The 22,811-nt window shown below is 68.1% G+C and carries 9 protein-coding genes and 1 pseudogene; 5 read left to right on the plus strand and 5 right to left on the minus strand.

The genetic code is table 11. The features are described 5' to 3' along the window. Positions 1-59: 59 nt before the first annotated feature. Complete coding sequence (locus RR42_RS14830) at positions 60-1,058, minus strand: Bug family tripartite tricarboxylate transporter substrate binding protein (protein ID WP_043348231.1); 999 nt, start codon at positions 1,056-1,058, stop codon at positions 60-62. 175 nt (positions 1,059-1,233) lie between these two features. Further along, the gene (locus tag RR42_RS14835; protein ID WP_043348234.1) at positions 1,234-2,880 is read right to left on the minus strand and encodes an acyl CoA:acetate/3-ketoacid CoA transferase; all 1,647 of its coding nucleotides are present in this window, start codon (positions 2,878-2,880) and stop codon (positions 1,234-1,236) included. A gap of 182 nt (positions 2,881-3,062) precedes the next feature. On the opposite strand from RR42_RS14835, the gene RR42_RS14840 reads away from it, so the two are divergent. Then, positions 3,063-3,857 carry an IclR family transcriptional regulator domain-containing protein gene (locus RR42_RS14840; protein WP_043348237.1) on the plus strand — a complete coding sequence of 265 codons (795 nt, stop codon included), beginning with the start codon at positions 3,063-3,065 and terminating at the stop codon, positions 3,855-3,857. Between the two features lie 160 nt (positions 3,858-4,017). On the opposite strand, the gene RR42_RS14845 is transcribed toward RR42_RS14840, so the two are convergent. Beyond that, on the minus strand, positions 4,018-4,413 hold the full coding sequence (locus RR42_RS14845) for a MarR family winged helix-turn-helix transcriptional regulator (RefSeq protein ID WP_330218481.1): 396 nt from the start codon (positions 4,411-4,413) through the stop codon (positions 4,018-4,020). A gap of 381 nt (positions 4,414-4,794) precedes the next feature. Between RR42_RS14845 and RR42_RS14850 the strand changes: the two genes are divergently transcribed. The 4 genes and pseudogenes from RR42_RS14850 to RR42_RS38615 form a co-directional block, all read left to right on the plus strand. Next, positions 4,795-6,165, plus strand: coding sequence for an MFS transporter (locus RR42_RS14850; RefSeq protein ID WP_236701916.1), 1,371 nt, complete (start codon positions 4,795-4,797; stop codon positions 6,163-6,165). Positions 6,166-6,272: 107 nt separating this feature from the next. Further along, complete coding sequence (locus tag RR42_RS14855) at positions 6,273-7,964, plus strand: FAD-dependent monooxygenase (protein ID WP_043348243.1); 1,692 nt, start codon at positions 6,273-6,275, stop codon at positions 7,962-7,964. Between the two features lie 22 nt (positions 7,965-7,986). After that, positions 7,987-8,181 carry a hypothetical protein gene (locus tag RR42_RS14860; protein ID WP_043348245.1) on the plus strand — a complete coding sequence of 65 codons (195 nt, stop codon included), beginning with the start codon at positions 7,987-7,989 and terminating at the stop codon, positions 8,179-8,181. Positions 8,182-8,262: 81 nt separating this feature from the next. After that, positions 8,263-8,358 (plus strand): annotated as a pseudogene (locus tag RR42_RS38615) (VOC family protein); the annotation flags it as partial. Positions 8,359-8,390: 32 nt separating this feature from the next. On the opposite strand, the gene RR42_RS14865 reads toward RR42_RS38615, so the two are convergent. Both RR42_RS14865 and RR42_RS14875 read right to left on the minus strand, forming a co-directional pair. Next, positions 8,391-8,807, minus strand: a complete 417-nt coding sequence (locus RR42_RS14865) for a hypothetical protein (RefSeq protein WP_052494636.1) — start codon at positions 8,805-8,807, stop codon at positions 8,391-8,393. A gap of 91 nt (positions 8,808-8,898) precedes the next feature. Next, positions 8,899-22,503, minus strand: a complete 13,605-nt coding sequence (locus RR42_RS14875) for a filamentous haemagglutinin family protein (RefSeq protein WP_052494637.1) — start codon at positions 22,501-22,503, stop codon at positions 8,899-8,901. Positions 22,504-22,811: the final 308 nt, after the last annotated feature.

The raw sequence follows: 22,811 nt of genomic DNA on the forward strand, positions 1-22,811 counted from the left end.
CCACCAGCGTCTGGACCAGCCCGCGCTGACCGAAAAGCTGCCGGTGCCCGGCCTCGATCTCAGTCGCTCTTGATGCCGTTGTCCTGGATCACCTTGCCCCACTTCTTGTAGTCGTTGCGCATGCGCGATGCCAGTTGTTCAGGCGGCTGGTAGGCAGCGACCGTGCCCGCGCCCAGCATCTTTTCCTGCACCACGGGATCAGCCAGCGCCGCCTTCAGTTCGGCCGACAACCTGGCGATCACATCCTTGGGCGTGCCGGCGGGGGCCAGCAGGCCGCCCCAGGCGGTGGCCTCGAAACCGGGGAATCCCTGCTCCGCCACCGTCTTCACATCGGGCGTGAAGCTCACGCGCCTGGCCGAGCCCACGGCGATGGGGCGCAGCTTGCCGGCCTTGATGTGCGGCAACGCCGCGATCATGTCGGAGAACATCATCGGCACCTGGCCGGCCAGCAGATCGGCGATCGCCGGCGCGCTGCCTTTGTAGGGCACGTGCTGCACGTCGAAATGCCCGGTGCTCTTGAGTAGTTCAGTCGACAGATGGCCAAAGCTGCCGTTGCCGGCGCTGGTGTAGTTAAGCGCGCCGGGCTTGGCCTTGGCGCGGGCGATGTATTGCTGCAAGTCGGTCACGTCGGGCATGGCCTGCGGGTTGACCACCATGACGATGGGCAGGTCGTAGGCGGAACCGATCGGCGTGAAATCCTTGAAGATGTCATAGCCTTTGCGGCTGATCAGGTGCGGCGCCAGCAGCGTGGGCGTGGCCAGCACCATCAGCGTGTAGCCATCCGGCGCGCTCTTGGCGACCGCTTCCGCGCCTATCGTGCCGGAAGCGCCCGGGCGGTTGTCCACCACCACCGTCTGCTTGAGCGATTCGCCCATCTTCTGGCCGATGATGCGCGCGGCGGTATCGGTCGGGCCGCCCGGCGGGAACGGCACCACCAGGCGGATGGGCTTGGACGGATAGGCTTGCGCGAAGGCTTGCGGCGCGCACAGCGGCAACGAAACGCCCAGGATGGCCGCACCCAGGCGGCGCGAGAAAATACGACGGCTTGTCTTCTGCATGATAAGTATGAAACGTAATCCAGCAATGACGCGTGCCGGCTTGACAGCCCGCGCGCGCGTCGGCGATCCGGAAAAACTAACGGGAAAGACAGGACAAAGCTTCGATGGCCTCCTCCATGACCGGTCATGGCCGGTCGTTTGTTATCGGGCTGCTGCGCAGCAGCGCCTCAGCGCTTCAGAGCGTCAGCGGACCTGCGCGGAACAATCGCGCATCCATGGTGCGCAGGTCGGGCGCCACGGTGACCGCGGTGGCGCACTGGTCCAGCACATCGCGCTGCAGGTCGATGCCCGGCGCGATCTCGATCAGGGTCAGGTGCTCCGCGCCGATGGCGTCGGGGCGCATCTCAAAGACCGCACGCTCGGTGATGTAGAGCACGGGGATGCCGAGCGAAGCCACATAAGGGCCGTTGAAACTCAGGTGCGAGACCTGCGGCACGATCTTTTTCACGCGGCCTTCGCGCGCGATGCGCAGGGTGCCGTGCTCGGCGCGCACCTCCAGGCCACCGGCGGTGAGCGTGCCGACGAAGACCACGGCCTTGGCGCTCTGCGTGATATTGATGAAGCCGCCGACACCGGCGATCAGCGCTTCGGCGCCTTCGCCAAACTTGCTGACGTTGACGTTGCCGTGCCCGTCCAGCTCGGCCAGCCCGAGGATGGCGAGATCGATGCCGCCGCCCTCATAGAAATCGAACTGCGCCGGCTGGTCGACGATCGCTTCCGGATAGGCAGACGCGCCAAAGCTGAGGCCATCCGCGGGCGTGCCGCCGATCGGGCCGGCTTCCACCGTGAGCGTGAAGCCGTCAACGCCGGCCTGCACCGCCAGCATGCCGACGGCGGCGGGCATGCCAACCCCGAGGTTGACCACGCGTGGCTGCCTGCGCGCCAGTTCCAGCACCGCGCGCCGCTGCACGATGGTGCGGGCATCAAGCTCGGGGGGCACGGCCGGCACCGCTGGCGCCGGTGCGCTGGTGGCGCTGGCCGTGCTGGCAGCTTCCCCTTGCCACGGCGTCACGTAGGCTGGATTGAACGGCTCCGCGAACGTCATCTGGTGATGCACCGGGTTCTCGCTCACCACCACGTAGTCGACCAGGATGCCGGGCACGTGGATGGCCTGCAGGTTGTCATGGTGATCCACCAGCGACTCCACCTGCGCGATCACGATGCCGCCGGAGTTGTGCGCCGCCTGCGCCATCGCCAGCAGTTCGTGGTGAAAGGCCTCGCGGTGCGTGCTCAGGTTGCCGCGCGTATCGGCGGCGGTGCAGCGAATCAGCGCGCAGTGGATCGGGAAGCTCGGATAGAACAGGTATTCGTCACCGCGAAAATCGACCGCCTCGACCCAGTTCGCGCGGCCCTCGGCGATCGCCGCCTGCGCGCTGCGGTTGATGGCGCCGCCGTGGTAGCGGCTGTCCTGCGCCGTGCGCGGATCCACGAACGTGTGCAGGCCGATCTTGGTCAGCACGCCGGGCTTGCCGCCGGCGATGGCACGATACAGGTGCGTCAGCACGCCCTGCGGCAGGTTGTAGCCCTCGCACGCCTCGGCCATGGCAAGCGCGGCCAGGCGCGTGGCGGAGCGCCAGTGCCCGCCGACGATGCGCCCGGTCATGCCCGCATTGCCGAAGTGGTTCACCCCGCGCGCGCCGCGGTCGCCCTGCCCCGCCGAATACACCAGCGTCAGGTCGCGCGGCATGCCGGCGTCCTGGAAACGGCGCTCGAGCGCGTCCGTCACCGCCTCGGCATGGCCGGCGCCCACGAAACCGGCGCTGGCCACGGTCCACCGGGATTGCACGAGCGCAGCAGCCTGCTGCGCGCTGATGACCTTCATGGCTGTCTCCATCGTGTTCTTCTCGGCGCGACGTGCAGCCTGCACGCGCTGCGCCGGACCGCACTCCGCACCACACATTCTGCGAACATTTGTTCGCAAACCGCCTATCATACGTAGTCATGCCGGCATCGCGCAAGTGCGTTCAGCGCACTAAAATCACCCTATTTCCGTCTCCTCTCGCTATGAACAGCCCCGAAACGCCCCCGGCCAACCCGCAAAAAAAGGAAGAGCTGCTCGATTCGCTGACCAATGGCCTGGCACTGCTGCGCCTGTTCGCCTCCGGCGCGGGGAGCCTTACCATGCAGGACGTGGCGGAGCAGCTCGACGTGACCCGTGCCGCGGCGCGGCGGCTGCTGCTGACCCTGCAGCACAACGGCTATGTGGCGCAGGACGGCCGGGACTTTTCCATCACCCCGCGCGTGATGGACCTGGGCTACGCGTACTTTGCGTCGATGAACCTGCCGCAATTGGCCGCGCCCTACCTCAAGGCCCTCTCCGAGCAGACGGGGGAAACCTGCTCGCTGGGCGTGCTGGACGGTGAATCGGTGGCGCTGGTGGCGCGCGAGGAGCCGCCGCAGATCCTGCGTGTCGACATGGGCGTGGGGCGGCGCATGCCAGCCTACGCCCACTCGCTCGGCCGCGTGCTGCTGGCCGGGCTGGACGACAAGGCGCTCGAGGCTTACCTTGCCACCGCGCAGCTGCGCAAGCTCACCCCGTTCACGGTCAGCTCGCGCACGGCGCTGGCGCGCACGCTCAAGCAAGTGCGCAGCGACGGCTACTGCACGTTGATCAGCGAACTGGTGGACGGCTTCGCCGGCATCTCGGTGCCGGTGCGCGCCGAGTCCGGCAAGGTGGTGGCGGGACTCGGCTTGAGCATGGTGCTGGGCAGCCGGGATGCGGCGCACCTGGCGCAGCACTACCTGCCGGCGCTCAAGCACGCCGCCGGAGAGCTCGAGGCGCTGCTGCGCCGGCGTTGAGGGCATCGGCGGCGCCCGAGCGGCGCATCGGCAATGCACATCCAAGGCGAGACGCCTGGCACGGGAAACGGGGCAAGGCCGGCTACTTGCCCTGCGCGAGAAGCGTGATCCAAAATCGCGTTGCCAAGCCGCGTGTGGTTAGCCCCTTTTTCACGCTGAATCACGCCCGCGCATGTGAGACCAAGCGCTCAAGCAGATGATCGAATTGCCGCTGCTCATCGGAATCGAGACACGACACGATTTCGGCATTGCGGCGCTCGATCAGGGCCATCGTGCGCAGCCACATGCGCTCTCCCTTGGCCGTCGGCGTCAGGACGACGCCGCGACCGTCGGTTGCACTCGCCTCCTTGCGTACTAGCCCTTGGTCGACCAGCGACTGTGCCGCACGGCTCGCCTGCCCCTTGTCAAGGTTTGCGCGACGCGCCAGATCGTTCACCGATAACGGGCTGAACGAGCCGATCGCGGCCAGACACCGTCCCTCGTGCATGGGAATACCGACTTCTGCTTCGTAAGCCAATTGCGTTACCCGGTCGGTGAGCTTGGCAAGTTCGTGCAAGCGGTGTGTCAAGGTGCGGTCGAGCGCAACAGGCGTGTATCGGGCAGTCACAAACAGGTACCTCTCAAGGCAAAAAATGTGATGAAGGAACTATACGGCCGCGTGGTTGCGGACACAACCAACGGGGGTGGCATGGCTTATCAGGACGAACCCGACGCCATCTGATGCTTCTGGTGACTAGTTGCGCGCACAACCAGTATAAACCCGGATATTACTTAGGGTTTCGATAGCGCAGACTAGTTGCGTGCACAACTAATACATAAGACGCCACGGTTAGCCGTTGCACCAAAAGCAGCTTATGTCGACCAGACGCCATGTCATGCGCGGTCGTCGTTTTCGTTATTTATCCAGCCGACGGCGGCGCCGTAGGAGACAAGTCCCGTGAGATCGCCCATCGTTATCCCCCAGCCCACAGACAAGGCTGCGGCATCGGCCGCCAGTCACTCCGCTGCCGATGCCAGGCTCGTCATCGCCAAGGTGTCGCGCCATCTGCTTTGGTTCCTGTTTCTCTTGTTCGTGGTGTCTTTCCTGGATCGCATCAACATCGGCTTCGCCGGCCTGACGATGATGAAGGACCTCGGTCTTACCGGCACCCAGTTCGGCTTGGCCACTACCCTGTTCTATCTGGCCTACATCGCCTGTGGCGTACCGAGCAATGCCATCCTGGCACGCGTCGGCGCGCGACGCTGGATCGCAACGATCATGGTCGCCTGGGGCTTGGCTTCCACCGCCACCTTGTTCGCCACGGATGCGCACAGCCTGTACTGGCTTCGCGTGCTGGTTGGCATCACCGAGGCGGGCTTTCTCCCGGGCATGCTGCTGTACCTGACCTTCTGGTTCCCGGCGGCTTACCGCGCCCGCGCCAATGCGCTGTTCATGATCGCCATGCCGGTCACGGCCGCTTTTGGTTCGGCAATCTCCGGCGTGGTCCTTGGCATGGACGGGCTGTACGGGTTGAAGGGATGGCAGTGGCTGTTCCTGCTTGAAGGCCTGCCGGCCGCGGTGCTTGGCCTGATCGTTTACTTTTATCTCAATGACACGCCGGAACAAGCGCGCTGGCTCTCGCCGGGCGAGAAGCAAACGCTAGCGCAGATGCTGGCTGCCGAGCACCGGACTGACCCGCGGGCGCAGGCGCGCGGCGACGCGCCACGCAGCCTGTGGTCGGAGCTGACCTCGGCCACGGTGCTGAAATTTTCGCTGGCCTATTTCTGCCTGGTCAACAGCCTTGCCATGGTGGCGGTATGGACGCCACTGATCGTCAAGAGCTTCGCCAACGGTGCCAGCAATACGACCGTTGGACTGCTGGCGGCGATTCCCCAGGTATGCACGGTCATCGGCATGATCTGGTGGGGCCGCCGCTCCGATCGCGCGCAGGAGCGCCGCTGGCACACCGTGCTGCCAATGCTGTGCGCGGCGGGAGGCTGGCTGCTGACGGCATACTCTTCGGAGCCGGCGGTGCAATTGCTGGGCGTGTGCCTGGCCTCGACCGGCGCCTATACCGCAATGTCGATCTTCTGGACCACGCCGGACCATGCGTTGAGCTTTGGCGCGCGCGCCTTGGGCATCGCGGTGATCAACGCTACCGGCAACCTCGGCTCCGCCCTCAATCCGCTGGTCGTGGGCTGGCTGAAGGACGTCACGCACAGCTTCACTATGGGCCTGCTCTATGCGGCAGCCCTTCTGGTCGCAGGCGGTTTGATTTTCCTGGTCTTGCCGATCCCGCGCACGCTGAGAACAACGGCCCGACCGTGAATCCCATTGCCCACTGCCCGCTGTCCGCTGCCCACCCGGAACGCTGCCTGGCTGCCGACATGGACGCGCCACGCCACACCTCAATCCATTGAACTGGAGTCAAATCCATGCATCAGCCCACCACCGAAGCCCGCCCTTCAATCTACTACGACTACCAGGTATTCACGCCGTGGCTGCCCTCGGCTCATCCGAAGCAGGAACGCAAGACGGTGGTCGTCACTGGCTCCGGTCCGGCGGGCATGGTCGCCGCCCTGGAACTGGCCCGCCATGGCGTACCCAGCGTAGTGCTCACCTCGGAGCTGCAGGTGTCCCAGGGCAGCCGCGCCATCGTCTTCACGCGCCGGTCGATGGAAATTCTGCAGCAGGTCGGCGTGGCCGACCGCATGACCGAGAACGGCCTGCCCTGGCGCTTCGGAAATTCGTATTACCGCGGCCAGCACGTCTTCCGGATGGAGGCCCCGCACGACGGAGACGACCGATTCTTCCCGATGCTGAACATCCAGCAGCAGTACATGGAGGAGTACCTGCTCGATGCCTGCGCGGCGAACCCGCTGATCGACCTTCGCTGGGGCAACAAGGTGATCAAGGTCGAGCAGGAGGCCGATTTCGCGCGCGTCGAGGTGGACACGCCCGAAGGCGCCTATTCGCTGGAGACCGAGTGGCTGGTCGCGGCTGACGGCGGACGTTCCGGCATCCGGACCGCGATGGAACTGCAGATGGAAGGGGCTTCCTACGAGGGCTTTTTCGTGATCGCCGACATCAAGATCGACCTGCCACTGCCGACAGAGCGCCTGGCCTACTTCGACCCGGACTGGAACCCAGGCAACACCATTCTGATGCACCGTGAGCCGCACGGCATCTGGCGCGTCGACTATCAGCTGCCGGCTGGCGAAACGCCCGAAGAAGCGCTCAAGCCGGAGTCGCTCAAGACGCGCATCGACGCCCAGCTAGCGATGATCGGCCACGCCGGCGTCCCCTGGGAAATGGACTGGTGCTCGGTCTACTCCGCCCGTACGCTGACGCTGCCCGACTATGTGCACGGGCGCGTGATCTTTACCGGCGATGCCGCCCACCTGCTGCCGATCTTCGGCGTGCGCGGCGCCAACACCGCTTTTCAGGACGCGCAGTCCCTGGCCTGGCACCTCGCGTTCGTGGTCAAGGGCTTGGCCGGCAGGGCGCTACTGGCCAACCACAGTGCCGAGCGTGTCGGCGCGGCGCGCGAGATCATCGACGAGGCGGGCAAGAGCACGCGCTTCATGGCGCCGCCGAGCGAGGGCTTCCGACTATTGCGTGATGCCGTGCTGTCGCTCTCGCTAACTGAGAAGTTTGTGCGTCCGCTCTACCACTGGCGCACCTCGCGACCCCATGAGTACACCGATTCGGCCCTCAATTGCCCCGGTGACGACAACGCGCTGTTCGTGCACGGCCCCGCCCACGGCGCCCCGCCGCAGAACATCCGCCTGGCGGCCAACGACTACTTGCTCGACCATCTGGGAGGCGGCTTCGATCTCTTGTACTTCACCGAGGCAGAGGCCATTCCCGATGCGTTGCAGCGCGTGTTTGCCGCTACCCGCAAGCGTGGCGTGCCCTTGCGCGTCGTCGCCGTCGGGGCTACCGGGCCGGTTGCCGGCGCCGACCTGACGTTCGCCGACGCCGATGGTCACTTCCGCCGTCGTTACGGGGTACAGGCCAGCGGCGCGGGCTATCTGCTGCGCCCCGACCAGCATGTGTGCGCGCGCTGGCTGACGCTGGACGCCACGCGCCTGCAAGCCGCCCTGACCAACGCCCTGCCTCAGTAAAGATCCATTAGGAGAGAGTCCCATGACTGCCCCCCACAAGACCCTAAGCATCCCCGGCCTGGAAGCCGTCTACGACACCTTGGCCACGGCCATCGACCAGGCCGGCGCGGACAAAGCGCAGTTGTTCCTGGTCAAGCTGGCGCTGCTCAACGCCAATGCGTTGGGAACCCCGGAGCAGTTCGAGCAGCACGTGCGGGTAGCGCTTAAGAACCTGTAAAAGGCCGAGGCCTCCGCTTTCACGACCCGGGTCTTGCGCGGCGGTCGAGACCCCCTCGTCCAAAATCAAGGCTTGTTTCCCATGTTGATCAACAAGAGCCACCACGTCGCCTACCGCTGCATCGACGCCAAGCAAACCGTGGAGTGGCACCAGAAGCACCTGGACATGAAGTTCGTGCATGACACATCCAATTTCGATGATTCCATGGACTAGCCAGACCGCTCCTGCGCATGGCAAAACCCGATCCACGCATGCAGCACGCCGGCATGCGCGAAAGAGCCAACGCCGAACACCACGGCAATCGCCGCGCTCCACGGCGCCGTCGCCACCGCGGGCGCGTCGGCCATGCCCGCCATCGGCGCCACCATCTCCGGCAGCACGCCAGTGCCCCAGCCCAGGACCAGGAACATGGCGCAGCCCGCCGACATGCCGGCGCACGAAAACCGCAGCGCCAGTGCCGCGCGCCCGGTGAAGGCGGCATGCCGGTGCAGGTGGTTGATGCGCAGGATCGCCACGGCATTGGCTGCCGCCACGATCCCCATCAGCGACGCCCAGAAGAACGGATGATCGCTGCGCGCGTCCTGCATCAGCAGCACGCCGATGGTGAGGAAGGTGGGCGCAGCCAATGTCGCCACGCTCCATGACAACACTTGCCACGCCCACCATGGGTGGCGCCATCGTAGCCGGCGCGCGCGCGGGAGCACCCCCGCCAGGGGCTCAGCGCTGGAGATTGCGGCGCTCCGTGGCGCTCAGCTGGCTGAGCTGCGACTCGCTCAGCTCCATCTGGCCCAGCACCTGCACCACCCCGTTGGGGTCGTAGCCGGCCGGCGCGGCCCTGGCCCCTTCCCTCGCCTTGGGCGCGGCCTCGTCCGCATCCGTGCCAAAGCCGAGCACCCGCACCGTGAAGATCGACGGCAAGCCCTGGCGCGCCGCGGTGCGCTCGCGCTGCAGCGCGTCCTGCGCCGCGCTCACCGCCTGCGAAGCCGCCGCGCTGGCATTGGTCAGCGCGCCGACGTTCACCGCGGCCAGCACGGGGATGCCAGTGGCCTTGCCCTGCACCTGGATGTTCTCGGCGTTGACCACCCGCAGCGCGGCCAGGTTGACGTTGCCGGACACGCGGATGCCGGCTTCGCCCGCGTCGATGGTGCCCAGCGGCGCGATCAGGTCGATGTCGCCCGGCGGTACCTCGGGAACCGGGTTGAGCGTGGCGATGCCCGCGCCGGTGTTGGGCGTGGTGGGCGACAGGGTGACCAGGCCGATGTTGTCGTACAAGCGCCGCTGCGGTGTGTAGACCACGGTGGACTTGGAGCCGCGCCCGGCATTGATGTCGCCCTGCGCCGACCACGCCAGGATGTTGCCGCCGAAGGTGGTGAAGATGCGGCTCTGCCCCAGCAGGATGCTGTCCCTGGCGTAGATCTGGACCTCGCCCGCGCCCTGCGTCAGCACGCCCGACCCCTCGCCCGGGATGAAGCCGCCGTCCACGCCGACCAGCGTGCGCCCGCCCGGCGTCATGATGTCGACGTCGCCGCCGAAGTCGGTATGGATGCCGGCGTCCAGCAGGTCGTACACCCCGATGTTGTATGGGTTGCCGGCCGCCTTGTACTCATCGCGCCGCAGATAGGTGACGCCCTTGAGCGGCCGCTTGGTGGCGAGCGCCCCGGAGACCGGGGCATAGTAGTTGGCGCTGCTGAACATGGTCAGGTCGCCCTGGTAGGCCAGCGCGTTGCCCTGTGCGTCATGCGTGGGGAACAGCGTAGCGATGGCCTCGCGCCCGCGCAGGTAGCTGCCCTCGCGCGGGCCGCCCGCCTGGTTGTACTCGCGCCCGGCGGCCTTGAGCTCGGCGTAGTACACGTTGCGCAGGTAGGCCCGCTGCTGCTCGGGCGGCAACGCGGCGAAGAACTGCCGCGCGTCCATGCTGGCCGCGTCGAAGTGCAGGCCCAGGCCGTTATGCCCGCCAAAGCGGCCGCTCAGCCAGTTGACCAGGTGCAGCTGGCTGGCCAGCCCGTACTCGCGCCGCAGGTCGCGGTTGGCGGCGGCCGCGCCGGCCGCCAAGGCTTGCTGGCGCGCGCTGTCGAGTTCCGCCTGCTTGCCTTGCAGGTAAGCCGGCGCGCCGGCCTCGTCGCCCGCGTAGCCGAACTGGGCGCGCAGCCAGTCGGCCAGCTTCAGCTCGCCACCATAGACGGCCACCACCTTGCCCGGCTGGTCCGCAAGGGCGCGCCCTGCATCGGCCTGGTTAGCGGGATCCAGGTAGCGCCTGGCGAAGGCGTTGAAGTCCAGCCCGTTGCGGCCCACGCCTGCCGCCACCGCGATGCTGGCGCCGCTGCCGCGGTCGCCCGGGGTCACGTTGGCCACCGGCCCGATGCTCTTGAGCTCGGCCCGGTCGGCCATGTACAGGTCGCGCCCGGCGGTGACTTCCAGCAAGCCGGGACCGGCCACGTAGAAGTTGCTGAAACGGATGTCGCGGCCGGCCGAGACCACGGACACATCGTCCGCGTTGTTGTGCACGATCAGGTTGCCACGCGCGGTGGCATTCAGGACCGAAGTGGGCTTCTCGGCAAGGGTGCCGTCGCCGCGGCGCGGAGGAAGGTACCAGCCGTGGCCATCGACGGGCAGGTCCTCGGACTCGCCCAGCGCCGTGCCCGCGTTGACAAGGTCGCGCCCCGCGCGGATCGCCACCGGTCCGCCACCTTCATACCAGTTACCGAAGGTGAGGGCCGAACCAACGCCATTGGCACGGGAAATGATCGAACCCGTGCGCAGGCCGACGATATCGCCATCGACCGCATAGAAGCGCGCCGGCTGGCTGCCGGGGACCGCGTAGCCCGAGGCCGTGGGCGGTGTGAAACTGAACAGCGGGTAGGCCTGGTACGACCCTGCGCCGCCGTTGTTCGCCAGGAACACGCCGGCTGCCAGTCCGTCCGGGCTGATATTGCTCAGCTTCAGCGTGCCGTAGTTGATCTTCACCGTGCTGCCGCTGAACGCGGCGTTGAACGGATTTGGCAGGGCCGTGGCATCGGCGCCCGATTGCGTGATGCCGTAGCCGCCGGCGTAGATCGAATCGCCCGCCAGCAGTTCCAGCTGGCCCGGGCCCGTGTGGGCATACTGCGGCCCCACCGGTGACGGCGCCAGCATCAGCGTGGCGTTGTACTGGACTGGCCGGTTCGTTCCGTCCACCGCGCCGGTGCTGGAATTGCCGTAGTAGAAACTGCCGCTGGGCGCCACCGCGCGCAGCACCGACGGCATCATGAAACGCCCGTCGGTCGCCGCGTGGTTGCCGCCGGTACCTGAATCCGCCGCCGCCATGGATGGCGTCAGGTTGCCGCCCGCGCTGAACAGGTCGATGGCGGTGCCCGGCGTCCACAACGAGAACCAGGTCCAGCCATCACCGGTGTAGCTGGCGCCGTTGGCCCGGAACGGCGTGCCGTTGTTGACCAGCGCCACGCGCCCCGGGTCGCCGACGCCGCCGAGCACCAGGTCGCCGCGCGCGTCGATGCGCACGCCGGCATCCCCGGGCACCAGCACCGGCCCGCCGCCCGCGATGGAGGACGTGGCCTTGTACACGTCGTAGGCACGCGATTCGGCGGGATCAGCGCGGTCGAAACGCAACTCGATGCCGCCCACCGAACCGGCCTCCACACGCAACGCCCCGCGCAGGTTGACAAAGGTGCTATTGAGTTCGCCGTAGCCTCCTGAGTAGCGCGTCGCCGGTGTGGCATCACCGGTCTGCGAAGCGAACGAGCGCACTTCCGCCACCGGGTTGAGCCCGCCGCCGATGCGGATATCGAGGTCGCCGCCGCCGGCCAGGGTGAGCTGCTTGCCATCGGCCGAGACGCGGCCTGTGCTCGCCACCGCCAGGTTCAGGCCCTGGCTGCGGGCCATATAGCTGCTGGTTGCCGTCATGCGCGACGACAGCATGCCGGCGTCGCCGCCGGCCTCCAGCACCAGGTTGCCGCCGCCCAGGGTGCCGATACCGGTGAACCCGGTCAGGAACGGCGCGCCCGAGAACAACGCGTAGCCATCCTTCGGGCCGGCCACATAGCTGCCGAAGTTGACCCACCAGGCGGTGGGCACGCCCTCGGCGCCCGTCACCGCGCTGCCGGTGCCCTGGCGCCACAGCCAGTTGCCGACGGCGGTGGCGCCGAGGTGAGGGCGTATGGTGCCGATCGCGTCGACCCGGCCCTGGTTGCCACCGGCACCGATCAGGTCGCCCTTCACGTCGCCCTGGGCGCGTACCAGCACATTGCCACCGTGCTCCGGGTACCAGGCGCGGTACAGGCTCTGGCTGCCGCCGTCGATATATGGCACAAACGTCGTGCCATCCGGGCCCAGCAGCGTGCCGTCGAAGGCGGTGGCACGCGGCAGGTTGTACGCCGCGCCCACGCCAGCGGACTGCGTACCGGCGGTGTAGACGCCGAACGGCGAGGTCATGGTGAAATCGCCGCCCGAGATCAGGTCCAGGTCGCCGGTGCCGGTGCGCAGCACGCTGAAGAGCTGCTGGCGGGCCGGCTGCATCTGCGCCCGATACACCGGAGGCGTGCCGTCCTTGACCTTGACGACCACCAGGCCATACCCTAGGTCGTTGAACTTCTTGACCTCTTCCTCGCCGCCCCACTCGTCCAGGTTGATCGGCGTGCCGGGCTCGATGCCCGAGAATTCCAGCGAATCCCCTCCCCACACGTATTCACCCGGCAAGCCGGTGCCCGGCAACACCACATTCACCGAGACCAGGCCGTAGTGAGTGTCGGCCAGCAGCATGGACGCCTGCTTGCTGCGCGTTTGCAAGGCGCGCGTGTCGGCAGCCTGCGTATCCGCGCCGCTCACCAGCCGCACCGACCACGATTGCGAGCCCTCGGGCAGCATCGGCGCCAGCGCCCAGTTGCGGCCCTGGTTGCCGCTGGCGTCTCCTGGGCGCAGTGACACCATGACCGCATCGTCCGGCAGCTTGACCACCGTCTCGCTCGGGATCACCGCCCCCTTGCGCAAGACAAGCGCGTTCGCCAGGTAGACGCCTGGCGCGGTATCCACGCTCGTGCCGGTCTGCGGCAGCGGCACGCCGGCCGGCCAGGTCATGGCCGCCACGCTGGCCCCGCCGGCAAGCCGATTGCCGGCGTCGAGCTGCATGCCGCTGGCCAGCGTCAGCGGCTGCGACAGTACCGTGCCCGCCGCCTGCACCACCTTGCCTTGCGCGTCGCGCACCGCGCCGCCCAGTACCGTACCGGCCGGCAGCACCAGGTCCGACGCCAGCGTGGCGCGCGCCGGCAGCACCGTGCCGGGACGCAGGTTCACGGCCTTGATCGGCAGGTCGTAGTTGAGCGTGCGGCCGGACAGGAAGAAGGTGTCTTCCGCCAGCGTGACCATCTGGCCCTGCGGGATGACGACGTCGCCGCCCCAGGGCACCCTGCCCTTGACCAGCACCCAGCCCTGGTCGTCCGGCGTGACTGGCAGCGCCGAAGCGTCGAAGCCATCGGTCAGGCTGCCGTAGACATTCAGGTTGCCGCCCGCGCGCAGCACCAGCGCGCCGGCTTCGCCGGAGCCATAGACGCCGGTTTGCTGCGTGCGCGGGTTGACGCTGGCATAGCGGTAGCGCGACAGGTCGATGTCGCCATCGATGTGCAGGTCGCCGTCCGGCGTGGCGCTGACGATCTCCACGCCCGGGCGCAAGTGGAAAGCGTCGGCATAGCCGCGCAGCCCGGCGAGCTTGCGGTTCATCAGGTCGCCGTTGGCCAGCGCGTTGCCCATGAACACCAGGCTATCTGCGTGCTTGGCGTCCAGGTAGGCCTGGTTGATGACCTGGTAGGGACGGCCGTCGGCCATCGGGTCGGTGCCCCAGGCCGCGTCCTTGTAAGACCAGAAGCCGTTGACCGCGATGGAGCGCGCACCGTCGATGCGCAGCGCGCCGCTGGCGTCGATATCGATATCGGTGCCGGTGGCGCCGCCCAGGCGCGGGGCGTTGAGCTCGACCGTGCCGAGCGACTGCGCGCCTGCGCCGGTGCCGGCGCGCAGGTCCATGCGCGCGCCGCTCTCCAGCGTGAGCCGGCCCGTGCCGGCATTGATCTCGATGGTGGCGCGGTTGGGCGCCTCGATGACCTGGCCGTAGCTGTCCACGCGCAGCACCGTGCCATGCGCGTCGAGCAGCGCGCCGCCGCCGATGGTGACGCCGTTGCGCGCGGCCAGGCGGATGCTGCCGACCTGCTCGCCGCTGGCGTCGATGGTGCCGGTCACGGTGAGCTTGCCGCCGTCCACCGACACGCTGATCTCGCGCGCCTTGAGTTCATCGCCGATGGCCAGGTCGCCCTGCTTGAGCTGGAAGCTGCGGATGCCGGAGAGCTTGCCCTCGTTGAGGCGCTGGTTCAGTCCCGTGAAATCGGCGATCTGCTGCGCGCGGATGTCCGACCCACCGGCCGCGTACGGCACCAGGGTGCCGCCGGCATCGTAGTGGCCGCTGCTGCCGCCCAGCACGCTGCCGCGCAGGTCGATGGTGCCCGCGCCCGCGCCCAGCGCGAGCACGGTGAGCTTGCCCGCGCGGTTCTCCTTGGCGGAAACGTCGATCAGCGCGCCGGCGGCCTGGCGCACATCGCCAGCGCGGCTTTCCAGCACCACGTCGCCGCCCCAGCTGTACTTGCTGACGTCATAGAAATCGAGCTTGCGCCCGGCCAGGTCGAGCCGCGCGCCGTCGCGCAACACCACGTCGCGCTCGGCGGACACGGTGAGCTTGCCACTGGGCAGCACTACGGTGCTATCCAGCGCCACGCTATTGCCGTTGAGCGCGATCTCCGCGCCCAGGGCCTCGGCCAGGGCCTTGCCGGACAAGGCCGGCGCGGCGGCACCGGCAGGCGCCGTCAAGCGGATGTCGCCGCCGGCGGTGATCTTGTTGACCGAGCCCGCCTGGCCGGTCAGCAGCGGCGTGTTGAGATTCAGGTTGCCGCCGCTGTAGGCATAGCCCTTGGTGGCGTCATCCCAGGCGCCTTGCGACTGGTAGACCGCGAGCGACCCCTTCTGGTTGGCGGTGATGCGCTCGCTGGCGTTGAGGTCGACCTGAGCGAAGCCGAGCACCATCCGGTCCATGGCGTGGATGGTGTCGGGGCGGCTGTTGGGGCCATAGCCGAACTCGATCTGCTTCGCGTCGACCTGCAGGCGGCCACTGCCCGTGCCGGCGCCGCCGGTTGCCACCAGCCCCGGCGCATTGGTTGCGCCGTTCCACACCAGGATGTCGGTGTGGATGCGGGCCAGCGCATCCGCATTGCCATAGCCCTGGATGGCCGGCGTGCCCAGCACCAAGCGCGCGAGCGAGGACTTGCCGGTGGCCGGGTCGATGGTGGACAGCGCCACCGAATCATAAAAGCGCAGCGCGTCGCGTGCGGTCAGCGCCAGGTTCTCCAGTGCCGGCGCGCCGGTGCTGGTGTCGCCCTTCAGGAGCCGGTCCAGCACGTCCTGGTTCAACGTCAGGCCCGGCGGCAGCGCATTGCGCGCGGCCAGGTCCGCCAGCGTCGCTTGGTTGCCCGCGTTGATGCCGCCGACCGACAGCAGCAGGTTGCGCGTGCCGTAGCGTGCCGCATCGCGCAGGTTGAAGCTCTGGTCGGTCGAGGCGGCGATGGTGCCCTCGGAATAGAGCGGCGTGGTGCCATGGCAGACCGTGCCCGCCCCGCAGCCGCCGATGTCGATGCGGCCCGCGCCGCGCATGGGGTCCGCGCTGTAGCCCGGCGCCAGCATGTCCAGCCAGCCGTTGGAGACCGCCAGCACGCTGACAGCGCCCGGATCGTAGACATAACCGCTGGTGGAATCCCAGGCGGCCTTGCCCTGCCCCAGCGTGTTGATGCCGCCGCCCTGCTCGACGAAGATGCCGCCCGATTTGGCATTGGTCACCAGGTACACCTCGGCGGCCTTGAGCACCGCGCCTTCGCGCAGGAAGATGCTCCCCGCCCCGCCATCGAACGTGGCGATGTTGGCGCGTTGCCTGCTGCCGTAGAAGTCGACATAGCGCACCGCTGGCAGAGCGCCGATGCCGATGCGCGAGGCGCCGATGGCATTGATATCCGCGGCGTACAGCGAGGTGCCGCCAAAGCCCGGCGTCGGCGCCGCGCCGGCGGCCAGGATTTCGTAGCTGGTACCGCCCATCATCAGCGCACTGCCGCCAAACCCGCCCACGGCGGGCGCGTACAAGGTGCGCCCCGCGAAGCGCAGGACGGGCTCATCGCCAGCGGCGCGCGGCGCAGACGGCGCGAAGGAAAAACGCAGTGTCTTGGCGTCGCGCTCCAGCTGGGCGCGCGGCACGCCTTCGCGTGCGGCCTGGGCCAGCGCAAAATCCGCGTAGCTTGTCTCGTTGTACTGCGAATAGCTGCGCAACACGTCGGCAGGCGTCAGGAAGACCTGGGTGGGCACGGCATTGCGGATGCCGGTGTTGGCCACGCCCAGTTGCGCCGCGGCCGCATACGAGCCATTGCGCATGGCCATGGCGCCAGCGCCCGCCAGCGTGCCATTGCCCAGTCCGTTGAGCTCGACGCGGAACGCGCCGGGCAACAAGGCGAAGGTGGAAGGCAACAGCGTGTAGGTGCCGGCGGGCAGGCCCGGCACGCCGGCGCCGATGGTGATCTGGCGGCCGATGGCCGGATCGCTGGCCCCTTTCTCGGCCACCACCGGCGCGTAGCCGGGCTGCACGCCCGGCACGATCGCATAGACCGGGTTGGTCGACAGGCCCGGCAAGGTGAAACCGCCGCGGGCGCCGACCTGCACCAGCGGATTCATGCGCGCGTCCACCGAGCCACCGCGCCCGGCGAGGAAGGCCGCGCCGGTGAGCGTGCCGCCACCGCTCAGGTCCAGCACCGCGTCCTGCCGCACGTCGATCGTCTTCCCGGCCAGGGTGATGGCCGGGCCATTGCCCACGCCGCTGAACACCACGTCGTTGCCGTCGTGCATGTAGCTGAGCCCGTCGAGCGAGCCGCCATAGGGCATGACCAGGCCGTTGGCGCTGATCGAGCTCACGCTGCCCGGCAGCAGGTTCAGGCGCTCCGTCACAGCGCCGTAGCCCGTCGATCCCAGCTCGAGGTTGCCCAGCGGCGCCCGCACCACGCCGCCCTGGTTGATGGTCGGGGCGCCGAAGCTCAGGCGGCCGAAGACGGAATAGGGCATGGCCGGCAGCTCGTCGCCAACGCGCTCGATGTCGAGGTGGCGCGCGGGGTCGAATTCACGCTGGATATTGCCGTAGTTGTCGATAAAGCTGCGCTGTCCGACGATCACCGAGCCGCTGTCGCCCATGCCCGGATAGATCTGCGCGGCGGCCAGCGTGAGGTTGCCGGGTACGCTCAGCGAGGCGGTACGGTACATACGCAGGTCGCCGCGGCTGCGCAGGGTCGTGGCATCGAAGGCACCGCGCTCTACCGCCAGCGAGCTGTCGGCGTTGCGCTTGATGACGCCGCGCACGCCGATCTGCGTGGTACCCACCAGGTCCAGCAGATCCGCCTCGACCTGCAGCCGGGTGCCTTGCGACACCAGCGGCACGCTCGCCGTGCTCCGCGCCGGGTTGGGCATGTAGTAGAAGTCGGGCGCAACGCGGGTCGTGCCGGCCAGGCGCACATAGGGCGCGGCCAGGCTGACCTGGCTGCCGGCAGCGGCATGCTCCGCCAGCGCGATCGCGCTGGTGGTCAGGCGCAGGCTCTGCCCCAGGGCCAGGTTGACGTTGCCATCGAAGCTGATCATGCCGTTGGCCAGCAATGCGACGTTGTCGAACCCGCCGGCCCCGATGCGGTCCACGCCGATGCGCCCGGCGCCATAGGCCAGGGCGGCATCGCGCGCGCCGGGCCGCAATCCGGCCGCCAGCGCGGTGGCGCCCTGCGTTTGCGCCAGCACCAGCTCGCGCGCGGCGCGCACCGCGTCGTCGACGCTGGGGCTCTTCTGGGTGTAGTTGTCCACCGGGCCGTAGGCCGGGGTCTCCAGGTTCAGCGCCAGCGTGCCGCCGGCGGCGCCCTGGCCGCCGGCGGCCGCGCGCAGGCTGCCGTCCAGGAACAGGCCGCGCAAGGAACTCAGCGCGATGACGCCACCGTCGCTGGCCACCTGCGTGGCGCCCAGCCCCGGCAGGTCCAGCCGCGCGGAAGCGCCGGAGGCATCAATGCGCGCGCCGGGCCGAACCACGACGAAGGCGTCGGCGGCGTCGACCTGGGTAGCGTCCGGGTTGTGGCGCGCACCGATCTCGATCGTGCCGCCCTGGCCGACCTTGCCATAGGCATTCCCGCGCGCATCGATGGCGGTGGCTGCGCGGCCGGCGGCGTCGAGCACGGCATTGCTGCCGATCCAGATCGACATGGCATCCGCGGTACCGTTGGGCCGGTCGGCCTGGTTGCCGGTGCCGAGCTTGCCGGGCAGCAATGCGATATTGCCGCCCCAGGCATTCAGCGTGCCCTCGACGGTGATCTGGCCATTGCCCTGCAGGGTCAGCGCACGGCCCGGATCCACGGTGACGGTGGCGCCCTCCCCGACTACCAGCGGCGCCTGGGTGTAGACCGAACCGGCCGACAATGCCAGGTCGGCGCCGCCGCGCTGGGCCAGCGTGGCCTTGCGCGGATCTTCCTGCCATAGCGGCGGCAGCCACCGTTCCAGGACTTGCGCCGGATCGGCGCCGCTCGCCACCGCGTGGCCCACTGCGGCGTCAAAGCGCAGCACCGGCATCGCTACCGCCACGCTGGCATCCCGCGCCACCTGCACGCCTTGCTGGGCGGCCACGGCGTAGCGCGAGAAGCCGCTCTGGAACACCTCGTTGCCGATCACCAGCAGCGGCTTGACCGCGACCGCGCCCGGCAGCTTCGTGCCGGCCAGCAGCCTGGCGCCCTCGGCCAGCACCACGTCCTTGGGCAACGGCGTGCCGGCCAGCAGGGTGCTATTGAAATCAGGCACGGGGATGCCGTTGGGAAAGACGTCCGCCGGCACCACATAGCCCGGCGCCAGGTCGCCCGATGAGGCTACCAGCACGGTGCCGGCGGGGGCGATGTTGCCGTTCGAATAAAAGCGGCCCTTGTCGTCGATGACCGCGAAGTTCCAGGTCGTGCCGCGCGGCACCAGCCACGGTGCTTGCAGCGTGACCTTGCGCGTCGCGCTGAACAGCGGGTTGCCTTGCATCGCCTGGCCCGGCGCGACGGTGTCCGCCGTGTACGTGAAATCACTGGCCAGCACCGTGCCGGCCGGCAGCGTGACCGACTGCGCCAGCGTCAGGTTGACCGATACCGACTGGCCCGCCGGCAACAAACCGCTGTCGGCCAGCAAGCCACCGCCGATGGCAATGCCCACGCCAGTGTCGATGGTGAGCGTCCCCCCGCCCTTGGCACCATAGCCGCGCAGCTCGCCGTTCATCCGCAAGGCGCCGGAGCCGTTGCCGGCGACGTCGTTCTGGTTGGACAACAGCGTGATATTGCCGCCCCGCCCGCCCTGCACCTTGTTGCCGGCGAGCAGCGCCGCCCCCGACGACACATCCAGCACGCTGCCCGTGCCAAGGGTGACGTCGCCAGTGCTGCTGATGCTGATCGCGCCACCGTTGACGTAGGGCAGCCCGCCGATCCGGGTGAAGTCCAGCTCAAGGTTGGACCACAGCCCCCGCCCATCCAGCGTGACACCTTGCCCCACCGAAACGCCGGGCGTATAACCCTTGGCGGGTACCGCCGCCACCGGCACGTCCAGCCAGGCGCCACCGGCGCTGCTGGTGTACTGATTGATCATGTTGCCCAGCGCGATGCGGCCGCCGCGCGCCGCGAGGTCCGCCCGCGCATCCACCTGCGTGGCATGCAGCGCGAGGTCGCCGCCCGCGGCCACTTGCACGGCCGCACCAACGTCGATGCCGTCCCTGGCGTAGACCCTCAAGGCGCCCAGGCCAAGCCCGTTGATCCAGCCGGCATCCAGGCGCAGCTTGCCCTTGCGCTCGTCGGGCAGCGCGTCCGTCATGGCCAGGCCATCCGCGATGCCTTGCACGACGCCGATATCCACCTGTTTCACCAGTGCCTGCGGGCTGTCGCGCAGCATGCCGGTCTTGCTGTCGTAGATCGGCGTAAGTTGCCCGACGATCAGCTGGCCGGCACGTGGCGCGGCGATCTGCGATTGCCTGTAGCCGTCCAGGCTGCCATCGCGCGCCTCGCGCTGGCGATCGCCCTGGAATACCGTGGTATCGATATTGCCTTCAAGCACCGCGGACTGCGTGCCAACGACCACGCGCCCGGCATCGCGCCCGAGCGTGTAGCCGTTCTCCAGCCGCTCGCCCGGCGCGATCAGCGGGCTGAGGAAGTACTCCGTGGTGTTCTTGCCCCAGCGCGCGTGCGCGTTCTCGAAGCCGCGATACAGCCCGGTGTAGAGGTTGTCCGCAGGCGCGGTAGCCAGGTTGTACAAGCCCCCGTCGGCTCCCCTGAGCCAGGTCTGCTTGATGATGCCGCTCTGCACGTTCAGCGAACCGCCTGAGACGTTGATGCGGGACCCGGCCTGCGTGACCAGCTCGCCGCCACTGAAGCCCACGGTGCCGCCCTGCGCGGCCCATTCGCCGATGCTGTGGCCACCAGTGCTCAGGTAGCCGCTGACTTCCAGCAGGCCGCCGCCCGTGTACATGCGCTCGGTGGCATAGCCATTGGTGCCCGCGGCGACGCGCACCAGGGTGCGGCGGTCGATCCAGATATTGGCGTTGTTGAGCAGCTTGCTGTCGCGGTTGAGCGGGGCGTCGCGCTGCTCGTTGCCCTGCACGTTGATCATGACGTTGTTGGATTCCATCGCCACGCTGACGCCAACCGCGCCGGCCACGTCGATCGCGGCGCGCTCGGCCACCCGCGTGCGGCGCGCGGCGCCCACCATCACCTGGCCGCCGGTGGCAAGCGTCATGGAGTCGGACTGGAAATCGACGTCGCCGCTGGAATCGATCTTCACCAGAGACTGGTCGCGCCGGTTGTAGGCGCCGTCACTTGGCCGGGCCGAGTCCTTGATCAGCATGTCGCGCTGCGCATCCAAGGCTGTTGCGTTGCTGTTGTCGAGCAGGATGGCGCTGACGCTGCCGGGCGCCAGGATCACCCGGCTCTCGGCGTCACCGACGGCGTTCAGGTGCAGCGTGCCGCGCGTGTTGACCGAGGTGCTGGACAGCGCCACGCCGGACTGCTGCACGCTGCGGCCAACCAGCGTGATGTCGCCGGTCGCCGCCTGGAGAAAGCCGCTGTTGCTCACGCGGCCTGCCAGGCTCCCGGCATTGCGCTGCACGCTGACCTCGTTGCCACGCGTGCTCGAATCCTGGTTGGCATCGGTGCCAACGCCCTTGCGGATGATGAAGCTATCGCCGGCAGCCAGGGTGACCTGCCCGCCAGGCGTGGAGATGGAGCCGTGGTTGTGCGCTTCGCGCCCGGCCAGGAGTACATAGCCGCCACCTTCGGTCACCGACTGCGGCTTGCGCGTTTCGATGCGCGCGCCGGCCTGGACGATCACGTCGCCCGTGGCATTGCCGTTCGATGACGTGCTCGGGGTGCTGACCAGGTCGTTGGCAAAGGTCGGCACATAGCCGACACCCAGCGCATCGCTGTACAGACCCTTGCGCAATTGCGAATCCGTCATGCCCGCTGCCGCCGCCACCAGGTTGCGCGTGTCGACCTGGCTGCTGCCCGAGAACACGATGCCGTTGCGGTTGACGATCATCACTGTGCCGTCGGCCTTGATCTGCCCCTGGATCTGGCTGGGCCGCGCCTGCGGATCGTTAACGCGGTTGAGCACCGCCCAGCTCGGCTGCTGGTCGAACTGCACCGTCGTGTTACGGCCGACATTGAAGGTCTCCCAGTTCAGGATGGCCTTGTCCGCGGTCTGCCGCACGGTAACCTGCGTCCTGCCGTCGACGATCTTCTGCCCGGTGTCCTTGTCCAGCGGCCTCGCATTGATCCAGCCCGCGGTGAGGCTGTTGGTATCCACCTTCAGGCCGCCTTCGGCCAGGCCATCGGGCACCGACGCATCGTTCATCGCGGCCTGCCGCGCAGCGGCCTGCGCGGCCTGCATGGCAGCGATGCCGCGCGCGGCCACGTTGAGGTTGTCGATGGAGCGTTGCAGTTGTTCGTTAGCGCGTTGCTGTTGCGCCTGCGGGTTGGTAAGCGATGCGGCGGGCTGGCCGTTGGGCAGGCGGCCGGTTGCCGCCGCCGTGTCCTGCATCAGGTTCTTTTGCGCCATCCAGGCGCGGCTGAAGGCTTGTTGCGCATGCGCGCTGTGCATGCTGCCACCGGCTGCCACGAGCAACGCGATGGCGTGGGCCAGGGGTCGGATCGTGAGTACCGTTCTGCTGAATCGCGTTGTCTGTCGCGAGGGCATCTTCTTGTAGTGAACGCGCATGTTCATTCTGGCTTCCATTCCCGTCTAGCTCATTCGGCGTGGCCCGCTCGCCCGGCATTGCTTGGCATTGCTCGGCGAACGGGCACTGCGATCATGTCCATCGATGGCAAGCGCCGTCGATGCTCCTGGGATCTAGACCGTTGGGCGCGGGGGAATCGGCAAGGTTTTATTTGAAGATTTCGTGACAGGGGGATGGGGGAAGGGGTCGTTAAGCGGGCTTCCGGTTACTGCCGACGTGGGTGGGGCGGAATTTTGTTGCTTTCAGCTGCTGACGCGGCTGCTCGGTGGCGGCATCCCTGCTCATTCACACATCT

Source organism: Cupriavidus basilensis, from assembly GCF_000832305.1.
GTDB classification, from domain to species: domain Bacteria; phylum Pseudomonadota; class Gammaproteobacteria; order Burkholderiales; family Burkholderiaceae; genus Cupriavidus; species Cupriavidus basilensis_F.

What these genes read in the sequence shown, in the direction of transcription:
- RR42_RS14840 (WP_043348237.1), top strand. Translation starts at nt 3,063, where the DNA reads ATGAACAGCCCCGAAACGCCCCCGGCCAACCCGCAAAAAAAGGAAGAG.
- RR42_RS14855 (WP_043348243.1), top strand. Translation starts at nt 6,273, where the DNA reads ATGCATCAGCCCACCACCGAAGCCCGCCCTTCAATCTACTACGACTAC.
- RR42_RS14875 (WP_052494637.1), bottom strand. Translation starts at nt 22,503, where the DNA reads ATGAACATGCGCGTTCACTACAAGAAGATGCCCTCGCGACAGACAACG.
- RR42_RS14860 (WP_043348245.1), top strand. Translation starts at nt 7,987, where the DNA reads ATGACTGCCCCCCACAAGACCCTAAGCATCCCCGGCCTGGAAGCCGTC.
- RR42_RS14830 (WP_043348231.1), bottom strand. Translation starts at nt 1,058, where the DNA reads ATGCAGAAGACAAGCCGTCGTATTTTCTCGCGCCGCCTGGGTGCGGCC.
- RR42_RS14835 (WP_043348234.1), bottom strand. Translation starts at nt 2,880, where the DNA reads ATGAAGGTCATCAGCGCGCAGCAGGCTGCTGCGCTCGTGCAATCCCGG.